Annotated in this window: 16 protein-coding genes; 10 read left to right on the top strand and 6 right to left on the bottom strand. The window is 68.6% G+C overall.

Annotation, left to right across the window (positions count from 1 at the left end):
- Positions 1-7 precede the first annotated feature (7 nt).
- The 9 genes from NA12_RS25495 (at position 8) to NA12_RS25455 (ending at position 12257) form a co-directional block, all read left to right on the top strand.
- Positions 8-877, top strand: a complete 870-nt coding sequence (locus tag NA12_RS25495) for a nuclease (RefSeq protein ID WP_067456564.1) — start codon at positions 8-10, stop codon at positions 875-877.
- Positions 878-921: 44 nt separating this feature from the next.
- On the top strand, positions 922-1140 hold the full coding sequence (locus tag NA12_RS25490; protein WP_067456415.1) for a three-helix bundle dimerization domain-containing protein: 219 nt from the start codon (positions 922-924) through the stop codon (positions 1138-1140).
- A gap of 51 nt (positions 1141-1191) precedes the next feature.
- Complete coding sequence (locus tag NA12_RS25485) at positions 1192-2277, top strand: S-(hydroxymethyl)mycothiol dehydrogenase (protein ID WP_067456412.1); 1086 nt, start codon at positions 1192-1194, stop codon at positions 2275-2277.
- Entirely contained in the window at positions 2274-2897 is a 624-nt protein-coding gene (locus NA12_RS25480) for an MBL fold metallo-hydrolase (protein WP_067456409.1), read from the top strand. Before NA12_RS25485 ends, NA12_RS25480 begins: the two co-directional genes overlap by 4 nt.
- A gap of 108 nt (positions 2898-3005) precedes the next feature.
- Positions 3006-4247 (top strand): acyl-CoA dehydrogenase family protein, encoded by a 1242-nt coding sequence (locus NA12_RS25475; RefSeq protein WP_067456561.1) that lies wholly within the window; start codon positions 3006-3008, stop codon positions 4245-4247.
- Between the two features lie 146 nt (positions 4248-4393).
- Positions 4394-5776 carry a styrene monooxygenase/indole monooxygenase family protein gene (locus tag NA12_RS25470; RefSeq protein WP_067456407.1) on the top strand — a complete coding sequence of 461 codons (1383 nt, stop codon included), beginning with the start codon at positions 4394-4396 and terminating at the stop codon, positions 5774-5776.
- 231 nt (positions 5777-6007) lie between these two features.
- Positions 6008-7675 carry a fatty acyl-AMP ligase gene (locus tag NA12_RS25465; RefSeq protein WP_067456403.1) on the top strand — a complete coding sequence of 556 codons (1668 nt, stop codon included), beginning with the start codon at positions 6008-6010 and terminating at the stop codon, positions 7673-7675.
- Between the two features lie 11 nt (positions 7676-7686).
- Positions 7687-7953 (top strand): acyl carrier protein, encoded by a 267-nt coding sequence (locus tag NA12_RS25460; RefSeq protein ID WP_067456400.1) that lies wholly within the window; start codon positions 7687-7689, stop codon positions 7951-7953.
- Positions 7950-12257: a type I polyketide synthase gene (locus NA12_RS25455; RefSeq protein WP_067456397.1), complete on the top strand. Its 4308-nt coding sequence runs from the start codon at positions 7950-7952 to the stop codon at positions 12255-12257. Before NA12_RS25460 ends, NA12_RS25455 begins: the two co-directional genes overlap by 4 nt.
- 9 nt (positions 12258-12266) lie before the next feature.
- Here the strand turns inward: NA12_RS25455 and NA12_RS33290 are convergent, their stop codons facing one another.
- On the bottom strand, positions 12267-12422 hold the full coding sequence (locus NA12_RS33290) for a hypothetical protein (RefSeq protein WP_157106415.1): 156 nt from the start codon (positions 12420-12422) through the stop codon (positions 12267-12269).
- A gap of 44 nt (positions 12423-12466) precedes the next feature.
- Between NA12_RS33290 and NA12_RS25450 the strand changes: the two genes are divergently transcribed.
- Positions 12467-13612 (top strand): DUF2254 family protein, encoded by a 1146-nt coding sequence (locus tag NA12_RS25450; RefSeq protein ID WP_067456394.1) that lies wholly within the window; start codon positions 12467-12469, stop codon positions 13610-13612.
- Here NA12_RS25450 and NA12_RS25445 read toward each other — a convergent pair.
- The 5 genes from NA12_RS25445 to NA12_RS25425 all read right to left on the bottom strand — a co-directional run bounded on the left by NA12_RS25445 (position 13607) and on the right by NA12_RS25425 (position 22332).
- Complete coding sequence (locus NA12_RS25445) at positions 13607-14923, bottom strand: diacylglycerol/lipid kinase family protein (RefSeq protein ID WP_067456391.1); 1317 nt, start codon at positions 14921-14923, stop codon at positions 13607-13609. The genes NA12_RS25450 and NA12_RS25445 overlap by 6 nt on opposite strands.
- 9 nt (positions 14924-14932) lie before the next feature.
- Positions 14933-15268: an amphi-Trp domain-containing protein gene (locus NA12_RS25440; RefSeq protein WP_067456388.1), complete on the bottom strand. Its 336-nt coding sequence runs from the start codon at positions 15266-15268 to the stop codon at positions 14933-14935.
- A gap of 118 nt (positions 15269-15386) precedes the next feature.
- A complete protein-coding gene (locus tag NA12_RS25435) occupies positions 15387-17015 on the bottom strand; it encodes a serine/threonine-protein kinase (RefSeq protein WP_067456385.1) in 1629 nt (542 codons plus the stop codon).
- Between the two features lie 148 nt (positions 17016-17163).
- Positions 17164-18054: a DUF4231 domain-containing protein gene (locus NA12_RS25430; RefSeq protein WP_067456381.1), complete on the bottom strand. Its 891-nt coding sequence runs from the start codon at positions 18052-18054 to the stop codon at positions 17164-17166.
- 3 nt (positions 18055-18057) lie between these two features.
- Positions 18058-22332, bottom strand: a complete 4275-nt coding sequence (locus NA12_RS25425) for an nSTAND1 domain-containing NTPase (RefSeq protein WP_084473092.1) — start codon at positions 22330-22332, stop codon at positions 18058-18060.
- Positions 22333-22336 lie beyond the last annotated feature (4 nt).

Genomic DNA, 22336 nt, shown 5'->3' with positions numbered 1-22336 from the left:
GCGCGCGATGCCGTTTCTGCTGATCTCCGGAGTCTTCGTCGCCAAAGGCGCACAGCCCGATGGTGATTCGGTGCGCTTCCGGCCCGACGACCCCGCGCTGTGGGACCGGGTGGGCGGTCCGCATCGGGTCAAACGCAACGCCTCGGGGTCCGCGCAGTTGCGCCTCGACGGTATCGATTCGCTCGAAACCCACTACACGCCACGCCACGGCACCCGCGTGCACCAGCCGCTGGCCCTGGCCCGTGGCGCAGCCGAGGAATTGCTGGCGTGGCTCGGCTTCACCGGCGTGGTCCGCAACGCGAGCGAGACGGTGACCAGCACCGACCAGGCCGATGTTCCCGGTTTCATCCTGACCCGCGGCGCCGACCTGCACGGGCGGTGCGTGGCATTCGCCGGGCGTGGACAGGCACCCGGGGCCTCGGGCAGTGAGACATTCGTCGACATCGCGCTGTTGCGCCTCACGCTCAACCACCATCAGCTCGCGACCGGCCTCGCCTACCCCACGTTCTATCGCAGCCTGTTCCCCGCCTTGCGCGAGGAGTTCGCCGCCGTCTCGATCGCCGCCGCCGCGGGCGGACTCGGCGTGTGGCCCGACGACGCGACGACCACCGGCGCCGCGCTGAACGCGCCGACCTCGCTCACCGACGACGTCGTGCTGCTCCCGAAACTGTTCCGCCGCCTCGCCGACTATCTCGAACTCGGCGACGGCGATCTGTCGCTGGCCGGCTTTCCCGCCTTCCTCGCCCAGGCGGCTGACAAGTACTTCATCCTGTCGACCGGTCACTCCACCACCGGTCTGGACGCGATCACCGTGATCGACGGGACGACGGTCCGCCTCACCCACCCGCCGACAGACCTGGTTTTCGACGAGAAGTAGGCGAGGACTCGTTGATCGACGGGATCGGCGGGTACCCCCTGACTATGACTACTCAGGAGAACCGCCAACTCGACGAGGTCATCGAGCGATTGATCATCCGGTACCCGACCATCGCGCCCGCCGAGCTCACCGACATCGTGCACAACGTCTACGACGCGTTCGGGCAGGTGCACATCCGCGATTACGTGCCGTTGCTCGTAGAGCACCACGTGAAGGAAGAACTCGGCAGTCCGACAGGTGAGATCCCGCCCATCCCGAACTGACCGGTCCCGCTAGCGTTGGCGTAGATCCACGCCAACCATGAGGAGGTCCGCATGCCAGACACTGTCCGCGGAGTCATCGCCCGCGCGAAGGACGCGCCGGTCGAAACGGTCGACATCGTGATTCCCGATCCGGGACCGCACGATGTGGTCGTCCGCGTCCAGGCCTGCGGGGTGTGCCACACCGACCTGCACTATCGCGACGGCGGGATCAACGACGAGTTCCCGTTCCTGCTCGGCCACGAGGCCGCCGGTGTGGTCGAGTCCGTCGGCGCCGCCGTGACCCACGTGGCCGAGGGCGATTACGTCGTCCTCAACTGGCGGGCGGTCTGCGGCGAATGCCGAGCGTGTCGGCACGGACGTCCCTGGTACTGCTTCGACACCCACAACGCCAGCGTCGCGATGACGCTCACCGACGGCACCCCGCTCACCCCGGCGCTGGGCGTCGGCGCATTCGCCGACAAGACCCTCGTGCACGAAAAGCAGTGCACCAAGGTCGATCCCGAGACCGACCCGGCCGTCGCCGGTCTGCTCGGCTGTGGCGTGATGGCCGGGATCGGCGCGGCCGTGAACACCGGCAACGTCTCGCGCGGTGACAGCGTCGCGGTGATCGGGTGCGGCGGCGTCGGTGACGCCGCCATCGCCGGTGCGCGCCTGGCCGGCGCGGGCACGATCATCGCGATCGACCGCGACCAGCGAAAGCTCGACTGGGCCAAGGACTTCGGCGCCACCCACACCATCGACGCGACCAGCGAGGACGTGGTCGAGCGGATCAAGGAACTCACCGACGGTTTCGGCGCCGATGTCGTGATCGACGCGGTCGGCCGCCCGGAGACCTGGCAGCAGGCGTTCTACGGTCGTGACCTGGCGGGCACGGTCGTGCTCGTCGGGGTCCCGACCCCCGACATGACGTTGGAGATGCCGCTCATCGACTTCTTCTCGCACGGCGGCTCGCTGAAATCCTCCTGGTACGGCGATTGCCTGCCCGAGCGCGACTTCCCGATGCTCATCGATCTGTACCGCCAGGGCCGACTGCCGCTGGACCGGTTCGTCACCGAGCGGATCGGCATCGACGAGGTCGAGCAGGCATTCGCCGCGATGGCCGACGGCCGGGTGCTGCGTTCGGTGGTGGTGTCATGACCCGCGTCGAAAGAGTCGTCACCTCGGGCACTTTCGCGCTCGACGGGGGCACCTGGGACGTCGACAACAATGTGTGGCTCATCGGTGACGACACCGAGGTGCTCGTCATCGACGCCGCCCACGATGCCGATACCATCGCCGCCGCGGTCGGCGACCGGCACGTCACCGCGATCCTGTGCACCCACGGCCACAACGACCACGTGACCGTCGCCCCGGAACTCGCGCAGCGCCTCGACGCCCCCGTCCTGCTGCATCCCGGCGACGAGCCGCTGTGGCGGATGACCCACCCGACCACGGACTATCACTCGCTGGCCGACACCACCCGAATCACGGTGGCGGGCACCGATATCGACATCCTGCACACCCCCGGTCACTCCCCCGGCTCGGTCTCGCTGTACCTGCCCGAGCTCGCGGCCCTGTTCACCGGTGACACCCTGTTCGCGGGCGGCCCCGGCGCCACCGGCCGCTCGTTCTCCGATTTCGACACGATCATCGACTCGATCCGCGACCGCTTGCTCACCCTTCCCGAGCAGACAACGGTCCACACCGGTCACGGCGACACCACCACCATCGGCGCCGAGCGCCCCGCGCTCGCGGACTGGATCGCCCGCGGACACTGACCCGTGTGCCCACCGCTGATCCGCGGTGGGCGCACCGCCGGGCGCGCTGTTGTGATCGCGGTGCGCGCAACCCGTGAATCCGGCAACCCCCTGCGCGATCGTGGAGCGATGACTTCCACCGCCGCGCCATCGACCACCGATTCCGAGCTGGACGCCATCTTCGCCCCGATATTCGACCGGATCGCCGTGGGCGCGGTCGAGCGAGAAGTCGATCGGCGGCTGCCGTTCGACGAGGTGGGCTGGCTGAAGGAAGCAAAATTCGGGGCGTTGCGGGTGCCGATCGAGTTCGGTGGCTACGGGGTGAGTGTGCGGCAGCTGTTCCGGCTGCTCATCGACCTGGCGGCGGCGGAGTCCAATTTGCCGCAGGCACTGCGGGTGCACTGGTCGTTCGTCGAGGATCAGCTGCTGGCTCCGGTGGGACCGGAGCGGGAGCGGTGGCTGCGGGCGGTGGCTGCGGGCACCCTGGTCGGCAACGCGATCACCGAACCGGGGGTCGGCGCGGTCGACCGGTACCGCACTCGGCTGACCCGCGACGGTGACCGACTGCTGCTCAACGGCGTGAAGTACTACAGCACCGGATCGCTGTTCGCCGATCACATCCTCGTCGCGGCCGATAGCGACGGTGCGCGGCTCGGCGTGCTGGTCGACGCGGACGCCGCCGGTGTGGTGCAACACGATGACTGGGACGGTTTCGGGCAGCGGCTCACCGCGAGCGGCACCACCGAATTCACCGATGTCGTCGTCGCCGAGGATCGCGTCCTCGGCCCCGGTTACGGTGTCGCGGGCCCCACCTATGCCACCGCCTACCTGCAACTGGTCCAGCTGGCGGTGCTCGCGGGAATCGCCGCCCGCGCCGAACGCGATGCCAGGGACTGGGTGAGCGCGCGCACCCGCACCTACACCCACGCCGCCGCCGATCTCCCGCGCGAAGACCCCCTCGTCCAGCAGGTGATCGGCAAATTGTCGGCGGCGGCGTTCACCGCACGAGCGGCGGTGCTCGCCGTAGCGGATGTGCTCGACGAGGTACTCGATGCCGGGGCGAAGGACGAGGAAGCGCTCGTGGCGGCCGAATTGGCCGCTGCGCAAGCACAACTCGGGGTGATCGACATCGTGCTCGACGCCACCACGCGATTGTTCGAACTCGGCGGCGCCTCGATCGTGTCCGAACAGCTGCGGCTGGATCGGCATTGGCGCAACGCCCGCACGATCTCCGTGCACAATCCGGCCCTCTTCAAGGCTCGCGCTGTAGGTGACTACCTGCTCAACGGCACCGATCTGCCCTTCGGGTGGAGCGCGGGCGAGCGGAACACCGGCACCACAGCGTCCGCGGAGGCACTCGCCCGGCCGTAGCGGGTCGACGCCGCTCAGCGCCAGGACGAACTCGCCCTGGCGCCATCGGCGTGCGTGTCCATATCCGTTGTAGCGCAAGGCATTCAGATCGATTCCCGCTGATCGCAACACTCATCATCGGGTGCGGGTGAGCGCACCATACCCATATGACATCGCAGAATCCCGTTTCCCGTTCCCCTCGTTCGGCCGCGGTAATCGGCGCCGGCCAGACCGGCGTCACTGCGGCGCTAGGTCTGCTCGACGCCGGTTTCACCGTGACCCTCTACAGCGACCGAGATCAACGTTCACTGCGCGACGACGTCCCCGCCACCGGCACCGCCCTCGAATTCGGCGAGACCCAGCAGGCCGAGGCCGCCCTCGGGCTCGACAGCTACACCGGGCGCGCGCCCCGCCACACCGGGCTCAGCGTGCGCATCGCCGGACCGGACAACGCCGAGCTGATCGCCTTCGACGGCACCTTCGACGGCTATGTCGGCGTCGCCGTCGACACCCGGCTCAAAGCCGATGAGCGCCTCACGGCCTTCCTCGAACGCGGCGGCGATTTCATCGTCGAACCGGTCACCGTCGAATCCCTCGACGCCATCGCCGCCGCCAACGACCTCACCCTGGTCGCCACCGGCCGCGGCGGGCTGGCCGACCTGTTCCCGATCGACGAGCAACGCACTGTCTACGACAAGCCGCAGCGCTCGCTGCTCACGGTCACCGTGACCGGCCTCGACTTCGACCCCGGCGTCTTCGCGCACCGGAGCCCGGCGGGCGGCGCGCACAGCCTGTTCTCCATTCTGGCCGAACAGGGTGAGGCCTGGTGGGGTCCGTACCTGCACAAGGACGCGGGCCCGAGCTGGGCGTTCCTGGGCTGGGCCCGACCCGGCAGTGACTGGGAAACCCGTTTCGCCGCAGCCGATTCGGCGGAGTCGGCATTGCGCATCGTGAAGGACCTCTACCGCGACTACATCGACTGGGACCTGCCGGAAGTGCAGGCCACCCGGGTGATCCCCGAGGACCCGCACTCCTGGCTCAAGGGCGCGGTCCGGCCGGTCGTGCGGGCCGGGGTGGGGCATACCGCCGGCGGTCATCCGGTCGCCGCACTCGGTGACACCGCGGTCGCCTACGACCCGGTCGCGGGCCAGGGCGCGCAGAGCGGGCTGATCCAGGCCCAGCGCCTTGTCGCGGCCGCCGCCGTGCACGAGGGGGCGTTCGACGAGCAGTGGATCACCGAGCAATACGCCGCGTTTCTGTCCGCCCGCAGCGACGCCGCCGCCAAGGTGACCCGCCTGTTCCTGAGCGATCCCGCGTTCGCCGACATCGGCGGCCAGTTCTTCGCCACCGCCGCCGTCGACCCGAAGTTCGCCTCGGCGTTGGTCGGGCTGCTGCACCGCCCACAGCCGTTCCTGCCGATCGACTCCCCCGCCGACGCCGCCGCCTATATCACCGAGGTCACCGGGGTGGACGCGGGCGAGTTGCTGGCGAAGTTCGCCCCGGCAGGCCGCTTCGAACGCTCGACCTTCGCCCCGGCCACCGTCGGGTAACGGCCACGAACCGGCCGACCGCGACAACCCGCGCGGTCGGCTGGTCGGAGCCGGTGCACAGACCTCATGGGCCGCCGGGCCGTCTTCGAGCGGGTCGTCCCCACACCAAGGGTGGACAGCGATCACCCCCGGGTTAGCTGGGCGATACCCGCGGGCACTATCCGGACCGCCGCGGAGAGCGGATAGTCATAGTCGACCCCTATGACTTTCTCCCCGCGAAGGAACGGCTACATGCAGCCCAGCTACGTGCACCACGTCAGGCAGCAGGTTCGCGCCTACGGCGAAACCCGCTCCTACACCTATCTGCGCGAGGCGGGGCGCGAGCTCGTCGAGGAGGTCGTCACCTACCCTGAGCTCGATCGCGATGCCAGGGCGCTCGCCGCGTGGCTGGCGCAACGGCCGGAATCGGCAGAGCCCGTCGTCCTGCTCTACCACGACGGCCTGGCATTCCTGCGAGCCTTTCTCGGCTGCCTCTACGCGGGCGTCATCGCGGTGCCCGCGCCCGTGCCGCACGACGAACGCAGCACCCGACGGGTGGCGGGCGTCATCGCCGATTCCGGCGCTCGACTGGTTCTCACCACCGCCAATTTCCAGCCGATGATCGCCGCGGCGACGACCACGACCGTGGTGTCCACCGACGAGCGACTCGGTGACCCCGACGCATGGCGCCTGCCGGACATCGACACCGGCACCATCGCGTTCCTGCAGTACACGTCCGGCTCGACGGGCACACCGAAGGGCGTCGTCGTCACCCACGGCAATCTCCTGCACAACGAGGCCGCGATCGCCACGTCGATCGGGATCGATGACACCTCGACCGGCGTCACCTGGATTCCACAATTTCACGACATGGGCTTGATCGGATCGCTGCTCGCCTCGATCTACGCGGGCGCGAACCTGGTGTTCATGTCGCCCACCACCTTCCTCAAGCGGCCGGTGCGCTGGCTACAGGCGATCGACAAGTACCGCGCGACCTGCACCGCCGCCCCGAACTTCGCCTACGAGCTGATCGCGGCGCGCGCCACCGACGAACAAGTGGCCACCCTCGATCTGTCCACCCTCGAGGTGGCGTTGTGCGGCGCCGAGCCGGTCCGCGCACGCACCATCGCCGCGGTGCGCGACCGGCTCGCCCCCGCGGGGTGGCGCCCGAGCGCGCTGCTACCCGCCTACGGTCTGGCCGAGGCGACACTGCTCGTCACCGCGGGGCGTATCGATGCGCAACCTGCCGTCACCGACGGGCCCGACAGCGTGCTGGTCGGTTGCGGACAACCGGCGCGCGGTCTCACCGTCCGTATCGTCGACCCGCACACCGGACAGCAGTCCGTCGACGACACCGTCGGCGAGATCTGGGTTCGCGGCGACAGCGTCGCGGCCGGCTACTGGAACCGGCCCGAGGCGACCAGGCACACCTTCGACGCCTACCTCGGCGACGAAGGGCCGTTCCTGCGCACCGGCGACCTCGGGATGCTGCGCGACGGCGAGCTGTTCGTGACCGGACGGCTCAAGGACCTGCTGATCGTCAACGGCCGAAACCTCTACCCGCAGGACGTCGAGGAACTGGTGGAGCAATCGCATCCCGCGCTCACCACCGGCGTGGCCGTCTCGGTCGAAGCGGGTGGCCGGGAACGACTCGTCGTCGTGCAGGGCATCAAGACAGCGCTGCTGCGCGGCACCACCCTCGCCGAGCTGACCTCGACGATCAAGATCGCGGTCGCCCGTGGTTTCGATGTCCCCGCACCGAGCGTCGTCCTCGTCGAGAGCCGCTCCGTGCACCGCACCACCAGCGGCAAGGTCCAACGAGCCTCGATGCGCGAGGCCTTCCTGACCGACAACCTCTCGACCGTCCTGCACGAAGATCTCGAACCGGCCCTGAGCCGAACAGCGACCGCGACCCACTGAGGAGCCGAAACATGTTCGCCACCATCACCACTCATTCCGCGACCACCGAGGACTGGCTCATCGAGCGCGTCGCCGACTACACCGACCGCGCACCGCACCAGGTGGACCCGACTATCCCGCTCGCCGAACTCGGCATGGACTCGGTGTCGGCGGTGGCCCTGTGCGGCGAGATCGAAGACCGCTGGCTGCTCGACATCGACCCGACCCTCGTCTTCGAATACCCCACCATCGCGGCCATCGCCACCTATCTCACCGCGGAAATCGCCGTCGCGGCATGACCGATATCGCTGTCGTCGGCCTCGACTGCCGGTTTCCCCACGCCCCCGACCCGGCGCGGTTGTGGCAGTTGCTGATCGAGGGCCGCGACGCGATCTCCGAAGTCCCGTCGAGCCGCTGGAACGCCGACGACTTCCACGATCCGGCAGGCGCGCCGGGCACCATCAACACCCGCAGCGGCGGCTTCATCGATGACGCCGACGCCTTCGACGCCGAGTTCTTCGGCATCACCGCGCACGAGGCGGAGTCGATGGACCCGCAACAACGAATGCTGTTGCAGGCCACCTGGCGAGCCTTCGAGGACGCCACGCTCGATCCCCGTGCGCAAGCCGGCTCGCGGACCGGGGTGTACATCGGCGTGATGGCCAACGAATGGGCCAATCTGCAGATGAGCGACTACGCCGCGATCACACCGCAGCACGGATCGGGCAACGGGTACTTCATGACCGCGAACCGGCTGTCCTACCAATTCGATCTGGCGGGGCCGAGCATCGCGGTCGACACGGCGTGCTCGTCGTCGCTGGTCGCGGTCCATCTCGCGTGCGCCGCGCTGTCGGCGGGCGACTGTGACCAGGCGGTCGCCGGGGGCGTCAATCTCGTGCTGACTCCGGCCGTCGGTGTGTTCTATACCCAGGCGGGCCTGTCGGCGCCGGACGCGCGGTGTAAACCGTTCAGCGGCAACGCCGACGGCATCGTGCGCGGTGAAGGCGTGGCGGTGCTGGTACTGCGGCGCTTCGCGGATGCCGAGGCCGAGGGGCTGCCGATCTACGCGGTGATCAAAGGCAGCGCGGTCAATTCCGACGGGCGAAGCAACGGCATCACCGCGCCGAACCGGTGGGCGCAACAGCAGGTGATCGACGAGGCCTATCGGCGCGCGGGCGTGCGGCCCGACGATATCGATTTCATCGAGGCGCACGGCACCGGAACTGTTCTCGGCGACATGATCGAGGTCAAGGCGCTCGGCGGACTACACAGCGGCACCCGGGCGCGGCCCTGCGGAATCGGATCGATCAAGGGCAACCTCGGCCATACCGAGGGCGCGGCGGGTGTGGCCGGACTCATCAAAGCCGTCCTCAGTCTGCACCACGGCGTCGTCCCGCCCTCGCGGTTCGCCGACCAGGAGAATCCCCGCCTGCAGTTGGCGCGACGCGGCCTACGCCTGCTCGATGCCCCGCTGCTTCTCGACCGACCCGCGCACTGCGGTGTCAGCAGCTTCGGGCTCGGCGGTACGAACGTGCACATGGTGTTGGCCGGTGCTACCGCAACATCCGCAACGCCCGGAGCGCCCGGAGCGGGGGTGCTCACTGTGTCCTCCGACAGCGAGAACGGGTTGCGGCGCAATGCACTTCGACTGGCCGAGGTGTTGAGAACGGTCACCGAAGACCACTTCGCCCAGTTGTGCTGGACGAGTAATCAGGTCAAGTCGTCGGGTCGGCACCGGCTCGCCGTCGTCGCCCACCACCGCGACGAGGCAATCACGCACTTGCGCCGCGAGGACGGCATATCCGAAGACGGGGACCGGCTGCACGGTCTCGCGAAGCCGGTCCGCGTCGGCTGGATCTTCACCGGCCAGGGGTCGCAATTCTCCGGGATGGGACGGACTCTGCACACGACGAGCTCCGGTTTCCGGCACGCACTCGAACTGGTCGACGCCGCCATGTCCGCCCACCTCGGCCGATCCATCCGCGACCTGCTGCTCGACGCGCACGCCGATCTCGACGCCACCGCCCTCGCGCAACCGGCGATCTTCGCGATGGAATACGCCATCGCCAAGACCCTCGCCGACCTCGGCATCCGACCGGCCTGGCTGATCGGGCACAGCATCGGCGAATTCGCGGCCGCGGCGGTGGCAGGCGTCTTCGATCTCGACGACGCCTGCAAGCTGGTCACCGCGCGGGGGCGGCTCATGCAGCGGCTTCCCACCGGTGGGGCAATGCTGGCCGTACGCGCCACCGCCGAGCAGATCGCCGATCCGCTCGGCGACGAGCCCGCTGTCGTGGTGGCCGCCGTCAACGGGCCCGACGACCTCGTTCTCTCCGGCGACGCCGAGGCGCTGCACCGCATCGCCTCGGTGCTGCGCACCCGGTCGGTGATCACGAAGCCACTCACCGTGTCGCACGCGTTCCACAGTCCGCTGATGGCGCCGATGCTGGCCGAGTTCGAAACCATCGCCGCGACCTGTGCCTACCGCGCCGCCGACCTGCCGATCTACTCGACCGTGCGCGGCAGACTGCTCGATCCCGCGGAGGTGATGGACGCCGAATACTGGACCGAACACGTCCGTGCCACAGTCCTTTTCGGCGATGCCGTGCACGCCGCCCTCGGCACCGACCCCACGCATCTCATCGAGGTCGGGCCCCGCCGCGTCCTCGCCACGGCGGTGCGCCGGATCGATCCCGCGCTCGGCGCACAGTGCCTGTCGCCGGGCCACGGACCCGGCGCGACCGGCGACGAACTCGCCGCCACCGTCGCCGCGCTCTACCGCGACGGTCTCGACCCCGTCTGGAACGAGCTCTACGAACCGGCACAGCGCGTCCGCCGGCGGCTGCCGGTGTACGAATTCGCGGTGGCACAACGCTTTTGGGTGGAGACACCGACGGTCGGCGAGGTCGATACACCAGCACCCAGATCCCACTCCGCAACTACCGAGGACACGACGATGGACGCACTGATCGCGCTCTTCCGCGAACAGAACGCGGTACTGGCAAGCCTGCTGGCGACACCTGGCGAGGTACGGGAAACACTCCCCGACACCAGCGCCGGGCCTCGCGATCACGACCCCGACCTCGCCGCCGAGATCGTTCGCGCGGAAGTGGCCAGGGTGAGCGGATTTCCCGCCGACCGGCTGGCGGACAGCCGAACCCTGGGCGACAGTCTGGGATTCGACTCGCTCATGCTGACAGACCTGTTCACCGGCCTGGCCCGCAAGATCCCCGGCGTGACCGTCGACCCGACGCTGATCACGGGGACAACGACACTCGGCGAGGTCATCGCCCACTTCACCGGTCGACGCGCCGATCCGCCCGCCGAGACCACCACGCCGGTCGAGAATCCCGAAACCGCCTCCGCGGCAACCGGACCGAACACCGTCGCCCCCGAGTACCGGATCTCCGACTTCGCCGAAGTACGGGCCATCGCCGATCGGCTCGCGGGCGGCGAAGCGCTCGGCCTGGCCAACCCCTACTTCCTGATCAACGATGGCGTCACGCGCGATACGTCGTTCATCGGCGGCGGGCAGGTGGTCAACTTCTCCAGCTACAACTATCTGGGGATGTCGGGCCACCCCGCCGTCGTCGCCGCCGTCCAGGACGCGGTCGCCCGCTACGGCAGCTCGGTCTCGGCCAGCCGCCTGCTCTCCGGCGAGAAGCCGATCCATCGTGAGCTCGAGGCCGAACTGGCCGCCCTGCTCGGTACCGAGGACGCGATCGCGCTGGTGGGCGGCCACTCGACGAACGTGACGATCATCGGCCACCTGGTCGGCCCCGAGGACCTGGTGATCCACGACAGCCTGGCGCACGACAGCATCCTGCAGGGCTGCAGGCTGTCCGGCGCGACCCGCAGGCCGTTCCCGCACAACGACCACGCCGCCCTCGACGCGTTGCTGACCGAGATCCGGCACCGGTACCGCCGGGTCCTGATTCTCATCGAAGGCGTCTACAGCCAGGACGGCGATATCCCGGACCTGCCCGCGATCATCGCGGTCAAGAATAAGCATCAGGCCCTGCTCATGATCGACGAGGCGCACAGCATCGGCGTGCTCGGCGAGAACGGCGGTGGCATCGGCGAATACTTCGACGTCGACCGCCGTGACGTCGAACTGTGGTCGGGCACGATGTCGAAGGCGCTCGCGGGCTGCGGTGGCTACGTGGCCGGCAGCGCGGAGCTGGTTCAGTTCCTGAAGTACACCACCCCCGGCTTCGTCTACAGCGTCGGCATGACACCGATGAACGCCGCCGCGTCCTTGGCCGCGATGCGGCTGCTACGAGCCGACCGCGCGCCGCTCGAGCGTCTTCGACATAACTCCGAACTGTTCCTGCGCCTCGCCCGCGAGGCGGGCATCGATACCGGCGACAGCCACGACACCCCGATCATTCCGTGCATCGTCGGGGACTCGATGAAGACGCTGAAACTGTCCACCGCACTGCTGCGTCGCGCGATCAACGTCAACCCGATCATCTACCCGGCCGTCCCGGAAGACCTGGCCCGCCTGCGCTTCTTTGTCACCGCCTGCCACACCGACGACCAGATCCGTGACACGGTCGCCGCCCTCGCCGAAGAGCTCTCCCGGGTTTGCGCCGACCAGTAGCCCGGCCCGTCAGCTCAGCCAGTCGACTCGCTGGGCCATGGCGAGGAGCTTGTCGCGGCGGTGCGGGCTGGTCTCACCGACCCACGAGATCAAGCCGTAGACGTGGCCGCGGAAGTCGTTGTGCTCGTCGATCGCACCCGGCCGCTGTAGCCAGGAGTCATCCATTTCGGGTGAGCCGGACACCGTGGTCGATATGTGACCATCGGCGAATGCCCGCCCGGACAGCCCGCCCACGCCGCCTGCGAGCAGGTCTGGCACAGCTCGTCTTCATGCTCGTCGGGCTCTGCGCGGGCCTGGCGGTACCGATGATCTCCTGGGGACCTCGCCTACCGAGCGCCCCGGTGACCCACGCGCTGGTCACGATCGGGATCGGCCTGCTCGGCGCGGTGACCCTGATCTTCTCGCTGCTCTTCCTGGTGGTGCAGTGGGTGATGTCCACGTTCACACCACGGTTGATGCTGTTCCGCGACGACCCCTTCGTCTGGCGGACCTTCGGGTTCGCCCTCGGATTGGTCGTGTTCTGTATGGCCGCCGCCTTCGCCGTCGGCCGGAGTCCCGAGGTATCGGCAGCCGTGCCGGTCCTCGCGATGCTGGAGCTGCTCGTGCTGGTCGCGCTGCTGCGGGCATTGCAGTTGCGCGCCTTCGCCGCCATTCAGCTGGCGCCGGCGCTCGGCACCATCGCCGACCACGGGCGGACGGTGCTCACCACCCTCTACACCGAACATCGCCACGACTCGCCACCGCTGCCGCCCGTACGGTCGACAGTTGTCTGGAGGCAGCCGCCCGTGGTGTTGCAACGGGTCGAAACGGCCGAGCTGATCGTTGCCGCGACGGCCGCGAACGTGACCATCGTCTTGCGTCAGAATCCCGGCGCCACCCTGCATCACGGCAGTCACGTGGCCGATGTCCACGGCGGCGAACTGGCCGAGGCGAGGGTGCTCGGCAGTCTCGTCGTCGGCGCCGAACGCACCTTCGAACAGGATCCGCTGCTCGCGTTTCGATTGCTGGCCGATATCGCGCTGCGCGCGTTGTCACCCGCGGTGAACGATCCGGCGACAGCGGTGCAGGCCTTCGACGAGCTGGCGGACCTGCTCGGGTGGGTGGCCGAGGCGCCGCTCGGGCCGCTTCGGGTCACCGACGACGCCGGTGTCGACAGGCTCGTCGTCCACCTGCCGGGGTGGGAGGAATTCCTGCGCACCAGCGTCGACGACATCGCGTTCGTCGCCCGCTCACCGATGGTCGTCATCGGTCTCCGGGATTCCTTGCGTCGAGTACGCGACCGGGCGACCCCCGAGCATGTCGAACTGCTCGACAGGTGGTTGGCTCGGCTCGACCACCAGGTGACCCGGCTATGACCCGGAGCCGGCCGTCTGCCACAGCCGTGCCCAGTCGAATGCCGCCGGGGCCGGACGAACCCCCGGTCTGGTTCTGGGTACGCGCACGCGCAGCGCCGCCGGTTGGATAGCGCACCGAACCGGTGTGTCGAGCAGCAGCGATTCGCCGTCGACACCCGCCGGGATCTCGGGAGCGTCGGCGTCCACGATCAACTCGATCGCCGTTCCCTGTGACAGGCCGCGCAGACGCGTCCGGCGAAGGAGACCGACCGCTTCCCTCGTGCTGGTGACAGACAGCGTGACCGCGCCGAGGACACCACGGTCGAGGCGAAGCCGACGGCTCAGACCCGCGAGGTCGTTGCTGCCGTACGGGTTGTTGCTCACCAGGATCGCCTGTGGTCCCGCCACCGTGATGTCGTCGATTCGGGCGACCAGTTTCGGACCGCTGTCTCCGTTGAGCAGATCGGGAAGCAACGCCAACACCGTCGCGGTTTTGTCATCGCGGTATTCCGGACTGCGGACGATCTCCGCGTAGACCCCGAACGAGGCGTTGTTGACGAAGGGCCGTCCGTTCACCGTGCCGAGGTCGACGCGCAACTCCACACCGTCGCGCAGTGCGTCGAGCGACCGGGTGGGATCGGCGCGATCGAGCCCGAGGTCCATCGCGAAGTGATTGCGTGTTCCGGCGCTGATCACCAGGAACGGCAGATCGTGTTCGACAGCCACCGCCGCGACCAGCGCCTGCGTCCCGTCGCCGCCCGCGACTCCGAGCAGATCCGCCCCGTCCGCGACCGCCCGCTGGGCCAATGCCGTGACGTCGATTTCCTCCGGCCCGTCGAGGAGCGCGACCTGAGCGCCCAGTTCCTCGGCTTTGCGCACGAGGTCGAACTTCGCGACCTTCCCGCCGCCGGAGCGCGGATTCATGATGAGAAACGGGCGCTGCGGTGGCGCGACGGAGAATTCGGGCATCGCCGAGTCCACGCCGCTGCCACGCAGGGCGATGCGGGCGGCGCCGACGGTCACCAGCGCGAGCGCACCCGAAACCAGAACGGCCCACAGCAGATTCGCCCGCACGAACGAGACCACCACCACGATCGGCGCGAGCACCGCCACGCCCAACGCGATCCACCGCAGGATGCCGAATCGGGTGACGAACGTGTAGAGCGCCGCCACGGCGACCACGACACCACCGGTGCCGATGATCAGCAACGCCACGGCGCCGAACAACCCGGCGGCGAGCACGGGTACGACCACCGCGGCGGTGGCGCAGACGAATGCCAGCCGCGCCCACCAGGGTCGAGCGCGGCTATCTGTGGTGTCCGCGGAATTCATGGAGGCCGTCTACTTGGCGGTGGTCTTGCGCGCCCGGGGACGGCGCGCGGTCTTGGCCGGCGCCGGTTTGGGCGCCGATTTCGGTTTCGGCGTCGCGACGGAACTCGTCTCGGCGACCGGATCGTCGTGCCAACTGATTTCGATTTCGATTTCGGTCTCGTCGCCGTCGACCTCGATCTCGAGTTCCCAGCGGAGGCGGTCGGCGACGACGACCTCGATCGAGTCGTCACCGGTTTTCAATTCCACTTCGGAGCCGGCGACGAGAGCCCGTCCGATCATGATGAGCCGCTCGCCTGCTTCTTTGCGGGAGAGCTCGGTTTTCCGCTTGATCTCCAACTTCGGCACGGCAACTCCTGACTGGATTCGGCGTGGACGTTCGTCCACCGTAGCCACGGTGCCGAGCCGGGCGGATCACCCTTTTCGGATGAGCCGCGCCGGTCACCGGCGATGCCGAAACGACAGCTCAGCCCGCCCGGTCGATGTGGGAGATGCAGTACCCGTTCGCGGCGTGGTCGAGGGTGAGTTCGACCGTGGACGTCGCGCCGTCCGCGGTGCTCACCGGCGCGTCGACGGTCACGACCGAGTCGGTCGAGCCGTGGACCGTGAGTGCCTTGTCCTCGAATCGCCGCACCCCGGACAGGGCGGTGCCCGGCTGCGCGCCGTTGCACAGCAACGGGTAGTCCGGTTCCACATCGGCGGGGTTCACCGGGTCACCGACCACCCGGCTCAGATAGCGCTCGACGGTGTACCGCGCCTGCTCGTCGGTGCGGCCGGTCGTCCATCGCTCGCTCACGGTCGGGCAGCCGTACTCGGATCGCAATTCGCTGGGGCGCAGGCTGACCAGAATGTCCTCGTTGTTCCAGTAGGGACCGAATTGGCCGAGCACGCCGGGGCGTTGCACCACGTCGATGATTCGCGAGACGTCGCCATACATCTGGGGGATCTCGGCGGGCGACTGGGTCCAGCACTTGCGGATCAGCACGCTCATATCACCGGCGAGGACATCGTCGAGCCAGGGCCGCAGGACCGCCGCCGCCTTCGAACTGCCGGGGACCGCGCCGATCCGCGCTGCCTGCGGCGTGGCGGGCACCTCCGAGGCGCCCCGATCCCCCGTGGTGAACACCGCGAGCACGGTCACCGCGGCCACGGCTGCCACCCCACCAACCCCGAGCAGGACCTTCCTCGCCGGTGACAGGCGGGGAGCCCGTGAGCGCGATGGTCGCAGCACAGCGGTTTCGCCCACCTCCGGCCCGCCGGTGAGGGCGGCGATCGCCGCGTCGGCGAGCTCACCGCAGCTCGCGTACCGGTCGTCCGGGTTCTTCGCCATCGCCCGCGCGATCACCCGGTCCAGCGCGGGCGGCAGCGCCGGATTCGCGGCCGACGGTCGCGGCGGCGGCTCGATCAGGTGCGCGCTGATCAACGCGGCTGGACTCTCCCGCTGGAACGGCACGAACCCGGTGACCAGCTCGTAGAGGGTGCCACCGAGCGCGTACACATCGGTGCGCACGTCGAGCGGCTGACCTTCCAGCTGTTCGGGAGCCGCGTACGCGAGGGTGCCGAGCACCGATCCCGCGGAGGTGAGACTGGTCGTCTCCCCCATACTCCTGGCGATCCCGAAATCGGTCACCAACACCTCGTCGGTGCCGTCCTCGGCCCGCGCGATCAGCAGATTGGCCGGTTTGATATCGCGGTGCAGCAGCCCCTGCCGATGCGCGTAGTCCAGCCCTTTCGCCGCCTCGGCGACGATGCGTACCGCCCGCTCCGGCGTGAGCACCGACAGACCCTGACGCAACAATTGCGCCGCGTCGAGCCCGTCCACGAACTGCATCGCGATCCACAATCGGTCACCGTCGACGCCCCGATCGAAGATCTGCACGACATTCGGATGCCGCAGCCGCGCGGCCAGATCGGCCTCACGCTCGAACCGCGCCCGGAACGTCGGTTCCACCGCCAGCCGCGCGTCGAGCACCTTCACCGCGTCCCGGCGCGGCAGTCGCGGATGCTGGGCGAGATAGACCGCACCCATGCCGCCACCGCCGACCCTGCGCTCGATGCGGTACCCCGCGAGGATCGCCCCCGGCCCGAACTCCATCACCGCTCCTTCGCGTCACGACCACCCACGTGACTGCGATCAGGCTATCCGCCGCGACCCACGCCCGCGCGAAGTCGGATTCGCCTGCGCGGGTGCGCCATCGGTGCCCGGACTCACGCGATTCGGGGTAGGCGAGTGCCATCCGAGGTCAGATCTCGGTGCGCTCACCCCATTTCGCCATCCAGCTCGCGTTCTCCAACGAGATGGTGTTCTCGCAGTCCGCGACGAATTCCGCCCACCGGAGAGGGTCGGTGGGTGATCCGTCGGCGCGCCACCGCTCGAGCCGCCGCCGCAGACGATCGGCGGTGGCGAGATAGGTCATCACCAGGAAGTCGTATCGCTTGCCCGCGAGGTAGGCCAGCAACGACCCGCTCAGCGTGGTCATGACCGCGACCCACGGAGCGATCCGACCCGACATTTGCGCGCCGACGCCGGTGTTGATCGCGGCGACGATCGTGGCCGCGAGACCGAGTCCGATGGCGGCGCGGCGCATCCTGGACGCGCGGGCGCGGTAGCGGCGGGCCGCCGGCAGGTAGTAGTCGTCGATCTGGGCTCGAACCCGGCCGCGAACATACTCGTCGGGCCGCATCGATCGTGGCGCCTCGACGGTGTTGTCGCCGGGCGCGAGCAGCGGGAGCAAATCCTCGGCCGTCTGCTCGATGCCCTCGACATCGGCCCGCAATCGCCCGGCTCGTCGCGCGTCGCCGATGGCGCGATAGGTGACGATCCGGTGTTTGATTCCTTCGGAGACCGCCCGCGCGATGGTCCAGCGGCGAGTCGATTCCGGAGTGAGATATTGGGCGGTGAGAAACGTCGCCACCGCCAGCGCCACCGCGCCCGACAGCGCCACGACGCGGGTCGCGGCGCCCGCCGAGCGCAGGACGGTCGTGGTCGCCGCCGTGGCGATCGCACCCCAGCTGCCGAGGAACAGGACGGCGAGGCGTACTCGATCCAGGTGGCGCTTCATCCGGGTCGCGGTGTTCGACCAGCGAGTTCGCCTCTGCCAGAGGGTGTTCAGCAGGTCTTCGTCGACAGGCATCGGCTACTCCTGTTCACCGGCGATCGGCAGTCCCTCGCACAACGGGATGTAGTCGATCTCCGGGGAGACCCAGTTCCGCCACGTCTCCCGGCTCATGTTGTACGTCATCTTGGCGCAGAGTTGCTCGGGCGAGGCCGTCGGCACCGGCCACATCCGGACGGTCTCGTCCACGCTTGCCGACATGATCCGAGCACCGTCGGGCGTGAAGTCGACAGCGGTGATGGGGGCACCGTGACCGACCAAGGCAGGGCCGATCTGGTTGTGCGTCGCCACATCCCACAACCGCAACACGTTGTCGGTGCCGACGGTGACGAGTGTGTTGCCGTCCGGCGAGAATTGGACCAGGATCACCGGTCCGTCCTGCCACATGGACTCGTCGATCTGCCGCCCGGAATCGGTATCCCAGATACGCGCCGATTTGTCTTCATAGCCGACGGCGAGCAGGTGGCCGTCCGGACTGAAACTGATGCTCTTGACCCACGCGAACCCGGCCATCGACTCACCGACCTGCTCGCCGGTGTCCGCGTCCCACAACCGCACCGAGTAGTCGAAGGCGCCGGTGGCGACCAGCCGCCCGTTCTTGTCGATCGATATGGCCCGCACGGTGGCATCGTCATGGCGCAGTTCCGGTCCGATTACACGCATACTCGCCATGTCGTGGATCTGGACGACACCACCAACCTCGAGCACTATCCTGCGCCGACCGGGATCGTAGGCGTAGGCGCTCGTTCCGGTCGGCAGCGAGATCGGCGGCCCGGTCTCCGCGCCCGTCGCGGCATCCCAGAACCGCAGGTCGGTCAGACTGAGCGACTCGGTGCTGAACTCGGCGGACGCCACCTGCGCGCCGTCGGCCGCATATTCCGCGATCTGGAACTTGCCGGGCTCACCGCGAATCACGGGACCGATCTGTGCACCGGTGGCGGCGTCCCACTGCCGAATGCTGCCGTCGGTACCACCAGAAACGATATGCCTGCCGTCCGGGCTCACATCCGCGCCCACCACCTTGGCGCCGTGGTGCATTGTTCGTTCTCCCGCGACCATCCACTCACGGACAGTGGAATCCAGGCTGCCGGACAGTACTCGATCTGCTTCGGGGTGGAATGCGATGCTGGATACGATGAGTTCATGTCCTTCCAGCGGCTCCCCGAGTGGCATACCTGTCGAGGCGTCCCATAGCCGGATCGTCTTGTCATCGCTTGCCGAGGCGATTTTGGTGCCGTCACGGCTGTAAGTCACGGATTCGATGGCAGCAGTGTGTCCACGTAGCGGCTCCCCGATAGGTCGGCGAGCCCTTGTATCCCACTGCTGGACATCGAATCCCGCGACCACGAGCCGATCACCGTCCCCGTTGAAGGCGAGATTGTTCACCGCGCTGCCGGTGTACACCGGCATGGGCTCGCCCGAGGGCAGTCCGGACCGAGCGTCCCAGAATCGGACGGAACCGCCGAAGTCTCCCGACGCGATCAGCCCACCTTTGCCGAAGGCCACCGATGTCACCGGCATGGTGTGCCCGGTCATCTCGTGGATCTGCTGATGTGTGTCGGCATCCCAGAGCCGGACGGTTCTGTCCGCGCTCGCCGTCACGATCTGGCGGCCGTCGGGGTCGAATGCCACAGCCACCACTGCCTCGGTGTGGCCACGCATTTCGGTACCGATCTGCTGCTGTGACCCGGTGTCCCACACCCGCACAGTTCCATCCAGTCCCGCCGACGCGAGGCGGGTGCCGTCCGGACTGAACGCGATACGTGTCACCTCGGACTTGTGGCCTGCCATCAGCGCACCGATCGGCTCCCAAGTCCCCGCGTCGCGGAGTTGGATCTCGTCACCCCCAGCAGCCGCGACCCGTTTCCCGTCCGGGCTATAGGCGACACTGCTGACCTCCACCCCGTCCATGTAGACGATCTTGCGGAGTTTCCCTTGCTGATGAACAGCGTTGAGCAAGGCGAACTCCCGCTTGTTGTCAGCGGAGATTCGATACGCGGCCATGGCCATCTGCATACCGAGGATGTCGTCGCTCTTGCCCGGCCACCGGCCCGAGAGCATCAGCTGGGAATTCGCCGACAACGCCAGCACCGCGGCGCGACGGCTCTCGGCGAGGGCTCGTTCCTGCGCCCGATCGGCGCGCACCCAGAGCAGACCCGCCACCAGCGCGGCGGCCATGGTCACCATGAGCGCCGCCCGCAGAATCCGCGTCCGCCGACGCAAGACTCGCGCGCCGCGCTGCGCGTCTTCCTTCGCCCGGCTCTCGGTGGCCGCCAGCGTTTCCGCCGCCAGTTGACGTTCCCTGGCCGCCCGCAGCTCATCCTCCCGATGCCCGCGCTCCTCGGCGATGCGCTCGTCCTCGGCCTGTCGCGAGGCCAGCAGCAGCCCCCGGACGGGATTGAGCCGCTCACGGAATCCTGGTGCGGTGGCGAGTGATTCGGCATCGGTGAGCCGCGAACCCGACAGCAACCAGTCCTCGCACCGCCCGTTCTCCTCCCACGCCTGCGCGGCTCGCTCGATATTGTCGGCGGCTTCGAGCTCGACGGCTTCCGCCCGCAGCCAGCCGGCGAGCGTATCCCATTGGCGCAGCAGACTTTCCAACGCGACCTCGACCACAACGGCGCCGTCGCGTTCATCCTTGACCAGGAGCCTGCGGGCGATGAACGCCTCGAGCAGCGGATGACTCTCCGGCGGCAGATCGAACCAGCGGGCCGGGCGGCGCATCGGCTGGTCGCTGCCGGAGTCGATCGTCGCCAGCCATGGCACGAAAGCCCGTCGCAGGATCGCCAACTGCCCGGTCCGGATCTCGGGATCGTCGTCGAGCAGTTCGTCGATCTCGCGCTGCACCACCCGCCGCAATCCGCCGAGGGCTTCATAGTGCGCGAGGCTGATCTCGTTGTCCCCGTAGTCCCGATACAGCCGAGCGAGGGTGAGGGAGAGCAGCGGTAACGTGTCGGCGCCGCGCGACCAGTCATCGAGCAGGCGTTCCACCAGGTCCGGGGCGAACGACACCTCCGTGCCCGCTTCCCCCGCTCGCCGCGCGGGCCCCTCGATGACCTCCTTGAACTGGGCCTGCGGCATCGGTTTCAGATCGTCGAACGGCCGCACCGCGACCGACGCCAGCATGGGTGCGGTCTGTAGCGGTTCGTAGCGGTCGGAGCGGATGGTGGCGACCGCGATCATCGCGATCCCGCGCTCGCGGTCGAGCAGTCCGCCGAGGAGGGTGAGCAACTCGCCGGCCTGCTCGCCCGCTTCGGGGCCGAACAGCTCCTCGGCCTGGTCGATCGGCAGGATCAGCGTCGGTGCCGGGTCGGCGCCGGCGTCCGGGACGAGCTCGCGCGCGGCGTGCTGGGCTTCGACCAACCAGTCCCGCACCCGCTCGATGTCGCGCACGCCGTCCTCGATTTCGGTGAGACAGGGTCGGCGCAGCCCGACGCCGACCCGCAACGCGTGGATCGACCGCGCGAGTCCGGCGTCGCCGGTGAGCGCTCTGCGGTGCGGCCGCACGATGTCCATGGTGCGGAAGTGGCGGTCGTCGCGCGCCAGCCGCGGCAGCAACCCGGCCCGCACGAACGACGACTTGCCGACGCCGGAGGGACCGAGGACGACGAACAGGTGGCCGCCGCCGAGACCGCGCAGCCCGCGCACCGTGTCCATCGCTCGCCCGATCTGCGCGTCGCGGCCGAAATACACTGCGGCATCGACAGATTCGAGCGGCTCCCATCCTCGATAAGGTGCGCGTCCCGGGTCGCCGGGCGGTGGCCAACCGAAGGTATCGGCGCCGATGCCGGCGGCCAGCAGGCCGTGACGTAACCGCCGCAACCCCTCGGTCAGGAACTCGACCGTTTCCCCGTCCACCGAGATCGCGGTCTTCGGTCCGTCCCCGAACAGGTCGCACCGCTGCCATTCGCTGGTCATATCGCGACCGGTCAGCGGTTCGAGGCGGACCGTGAAGATCGGCTTGTTCATCGACTCGGCGTGGCGGTATTCGACCTTGCACTCGTGCGAGCTGTCCCAGTTGTCCGACAGCAGACAGATGACCGCCTCGCAGCGATCGCCCGCCCACCGCAACGCGTCCTTCCAGCGGACGCCGGCCGGTATCCCGGTGTCCGGGTCGAGATCGAGGAAGATCTCGCCGGCCAGACCGGGTTCGGCCTCGATCAGCCAGGCCCGTAGCGCGACCGCTTCGCGGCTGTCACGGCTCGAATGGCTGAGGAACAGCCGGGCGGTCGTGCCGAAACACGCTCGGGCCGAACGCGGGTCGTCCCCGCGCCCGGCCGAACGATCGGCGTCCATGGCG

It is taken from the genome of Nocardia alba NBRC 108234, from assembly GCF_001612665.1.
In the GTDB taxonomy this organism is placed as follows: Bacteria; Actinomycetota; Actinomycetes; order Mycobacteriales; family Mycobacteriaceae; genus Nocardia; species Nocardia alba.
Note: the sequence above shows the minus strand (reverse complement) of the source record. Positions and strands in the feature narration are given on the sequence as shown.

Coding starts and splice junctions, on each gene's coding strand:
- NA12_RS25495 (WP_067456564.1), top strand. CDS start 8: ATGCCGTTTCTGCTGATCTCCGGAGTCTTCGTCGCCAAAGGCGCACAG.
- NA12_RS25490 (WP_067456415.1), top strand. CDS start 922: ATGACTACTCAGGAGAACCGCCAACTCGACGAGGTCATCGAGCGATTG.
- NA12_RS25485 (WP_067456412.1), top strand. CDS start 1,192: ATGCCAGACACTGTCCGCGGAGTCATCGCCCGCGCGAAGGACGCGCCG.
- NA12_RS25480 (WP_067456409.1), top strand. CDS start 2,274: ATGACCCGCGTCGAAAGAGTCGTCACCTCGGGCACTTTCGCGCTCGAC.
- NA12_RS25475 (WP_067456561.1), top strand. CDS start 3,006: ATGACTTCCACCGCCGCGCCATCGACCACCGATTCCGAGCTGGACGCC.
- NA12_RS25470 (WP_067456407.1), top strand. CDS start 4,394: ATGACATCGCAGAATCCCGTTTCCCGTTCCCCTCGTTCGGCCGCGGTA.
- NA12_RS25465 (WP_067456403.1), top strand. CDS start 6,008: ATGCAGCCCAGCTACGTGCACCACGTCAGGCAGCAGGTTCGCGCCTAC.
- NA12_RS25460 (WP_067456400.1), top strand. CDS start 7,687: ATGTTCGCCACCATCACCACTCATTCCGCGACCACCGAGGACTGGCTC.
- NA12_RS25455 (WP_067456397.1), top strand. CDS start 7,950: ATGACCGATATCGCTGTCGTCGGCCTCGACTGCCGGTTTCCCCACGCC.
- NA12_RS33290 (WP_157106415.1), bottom strand. CDS start 12,422: ATGGATGACTCCTGGCTACAGCGGCCGGGTGCGATCGACGAGCACAAC.
- NA12_RS25450 (WP_067456394.1), top strand. CDS start 12,467: ATGCCCGCCCGGACAGCCCGCCCACGCCGCCTGCGAGCAGGTCTGGCA.
- NA12_RS25445 (WP_067456391.1), bottom strand. CDS start 14,923: ATGAATTCCGCGGACACCACAGATAGCCGCGCTCGACCCTGGTGGGCG.
- NA12_RS25435 (WP_067456385.1), bottom strand. CDS start 17,015: ATGGAGTTCGGGCCGGGGGCGATCCTCGCGGGGTACCGCATCGAGCGC.
- NA12_RS25430 (WP_067456381.1), bottom strand. CDS start 18,054: ATGCCTGTCGACGAAGACCTGCTGAACACCCTCTGGCAGAGGCGAACT.
- NA12_RS25425 (WP_084473092.1), bottom strand. CDS start 22,332: ATGGACGCCGATCGTTCGGCCGGGCGCGGGGACGACCCGCGTTCGGCC.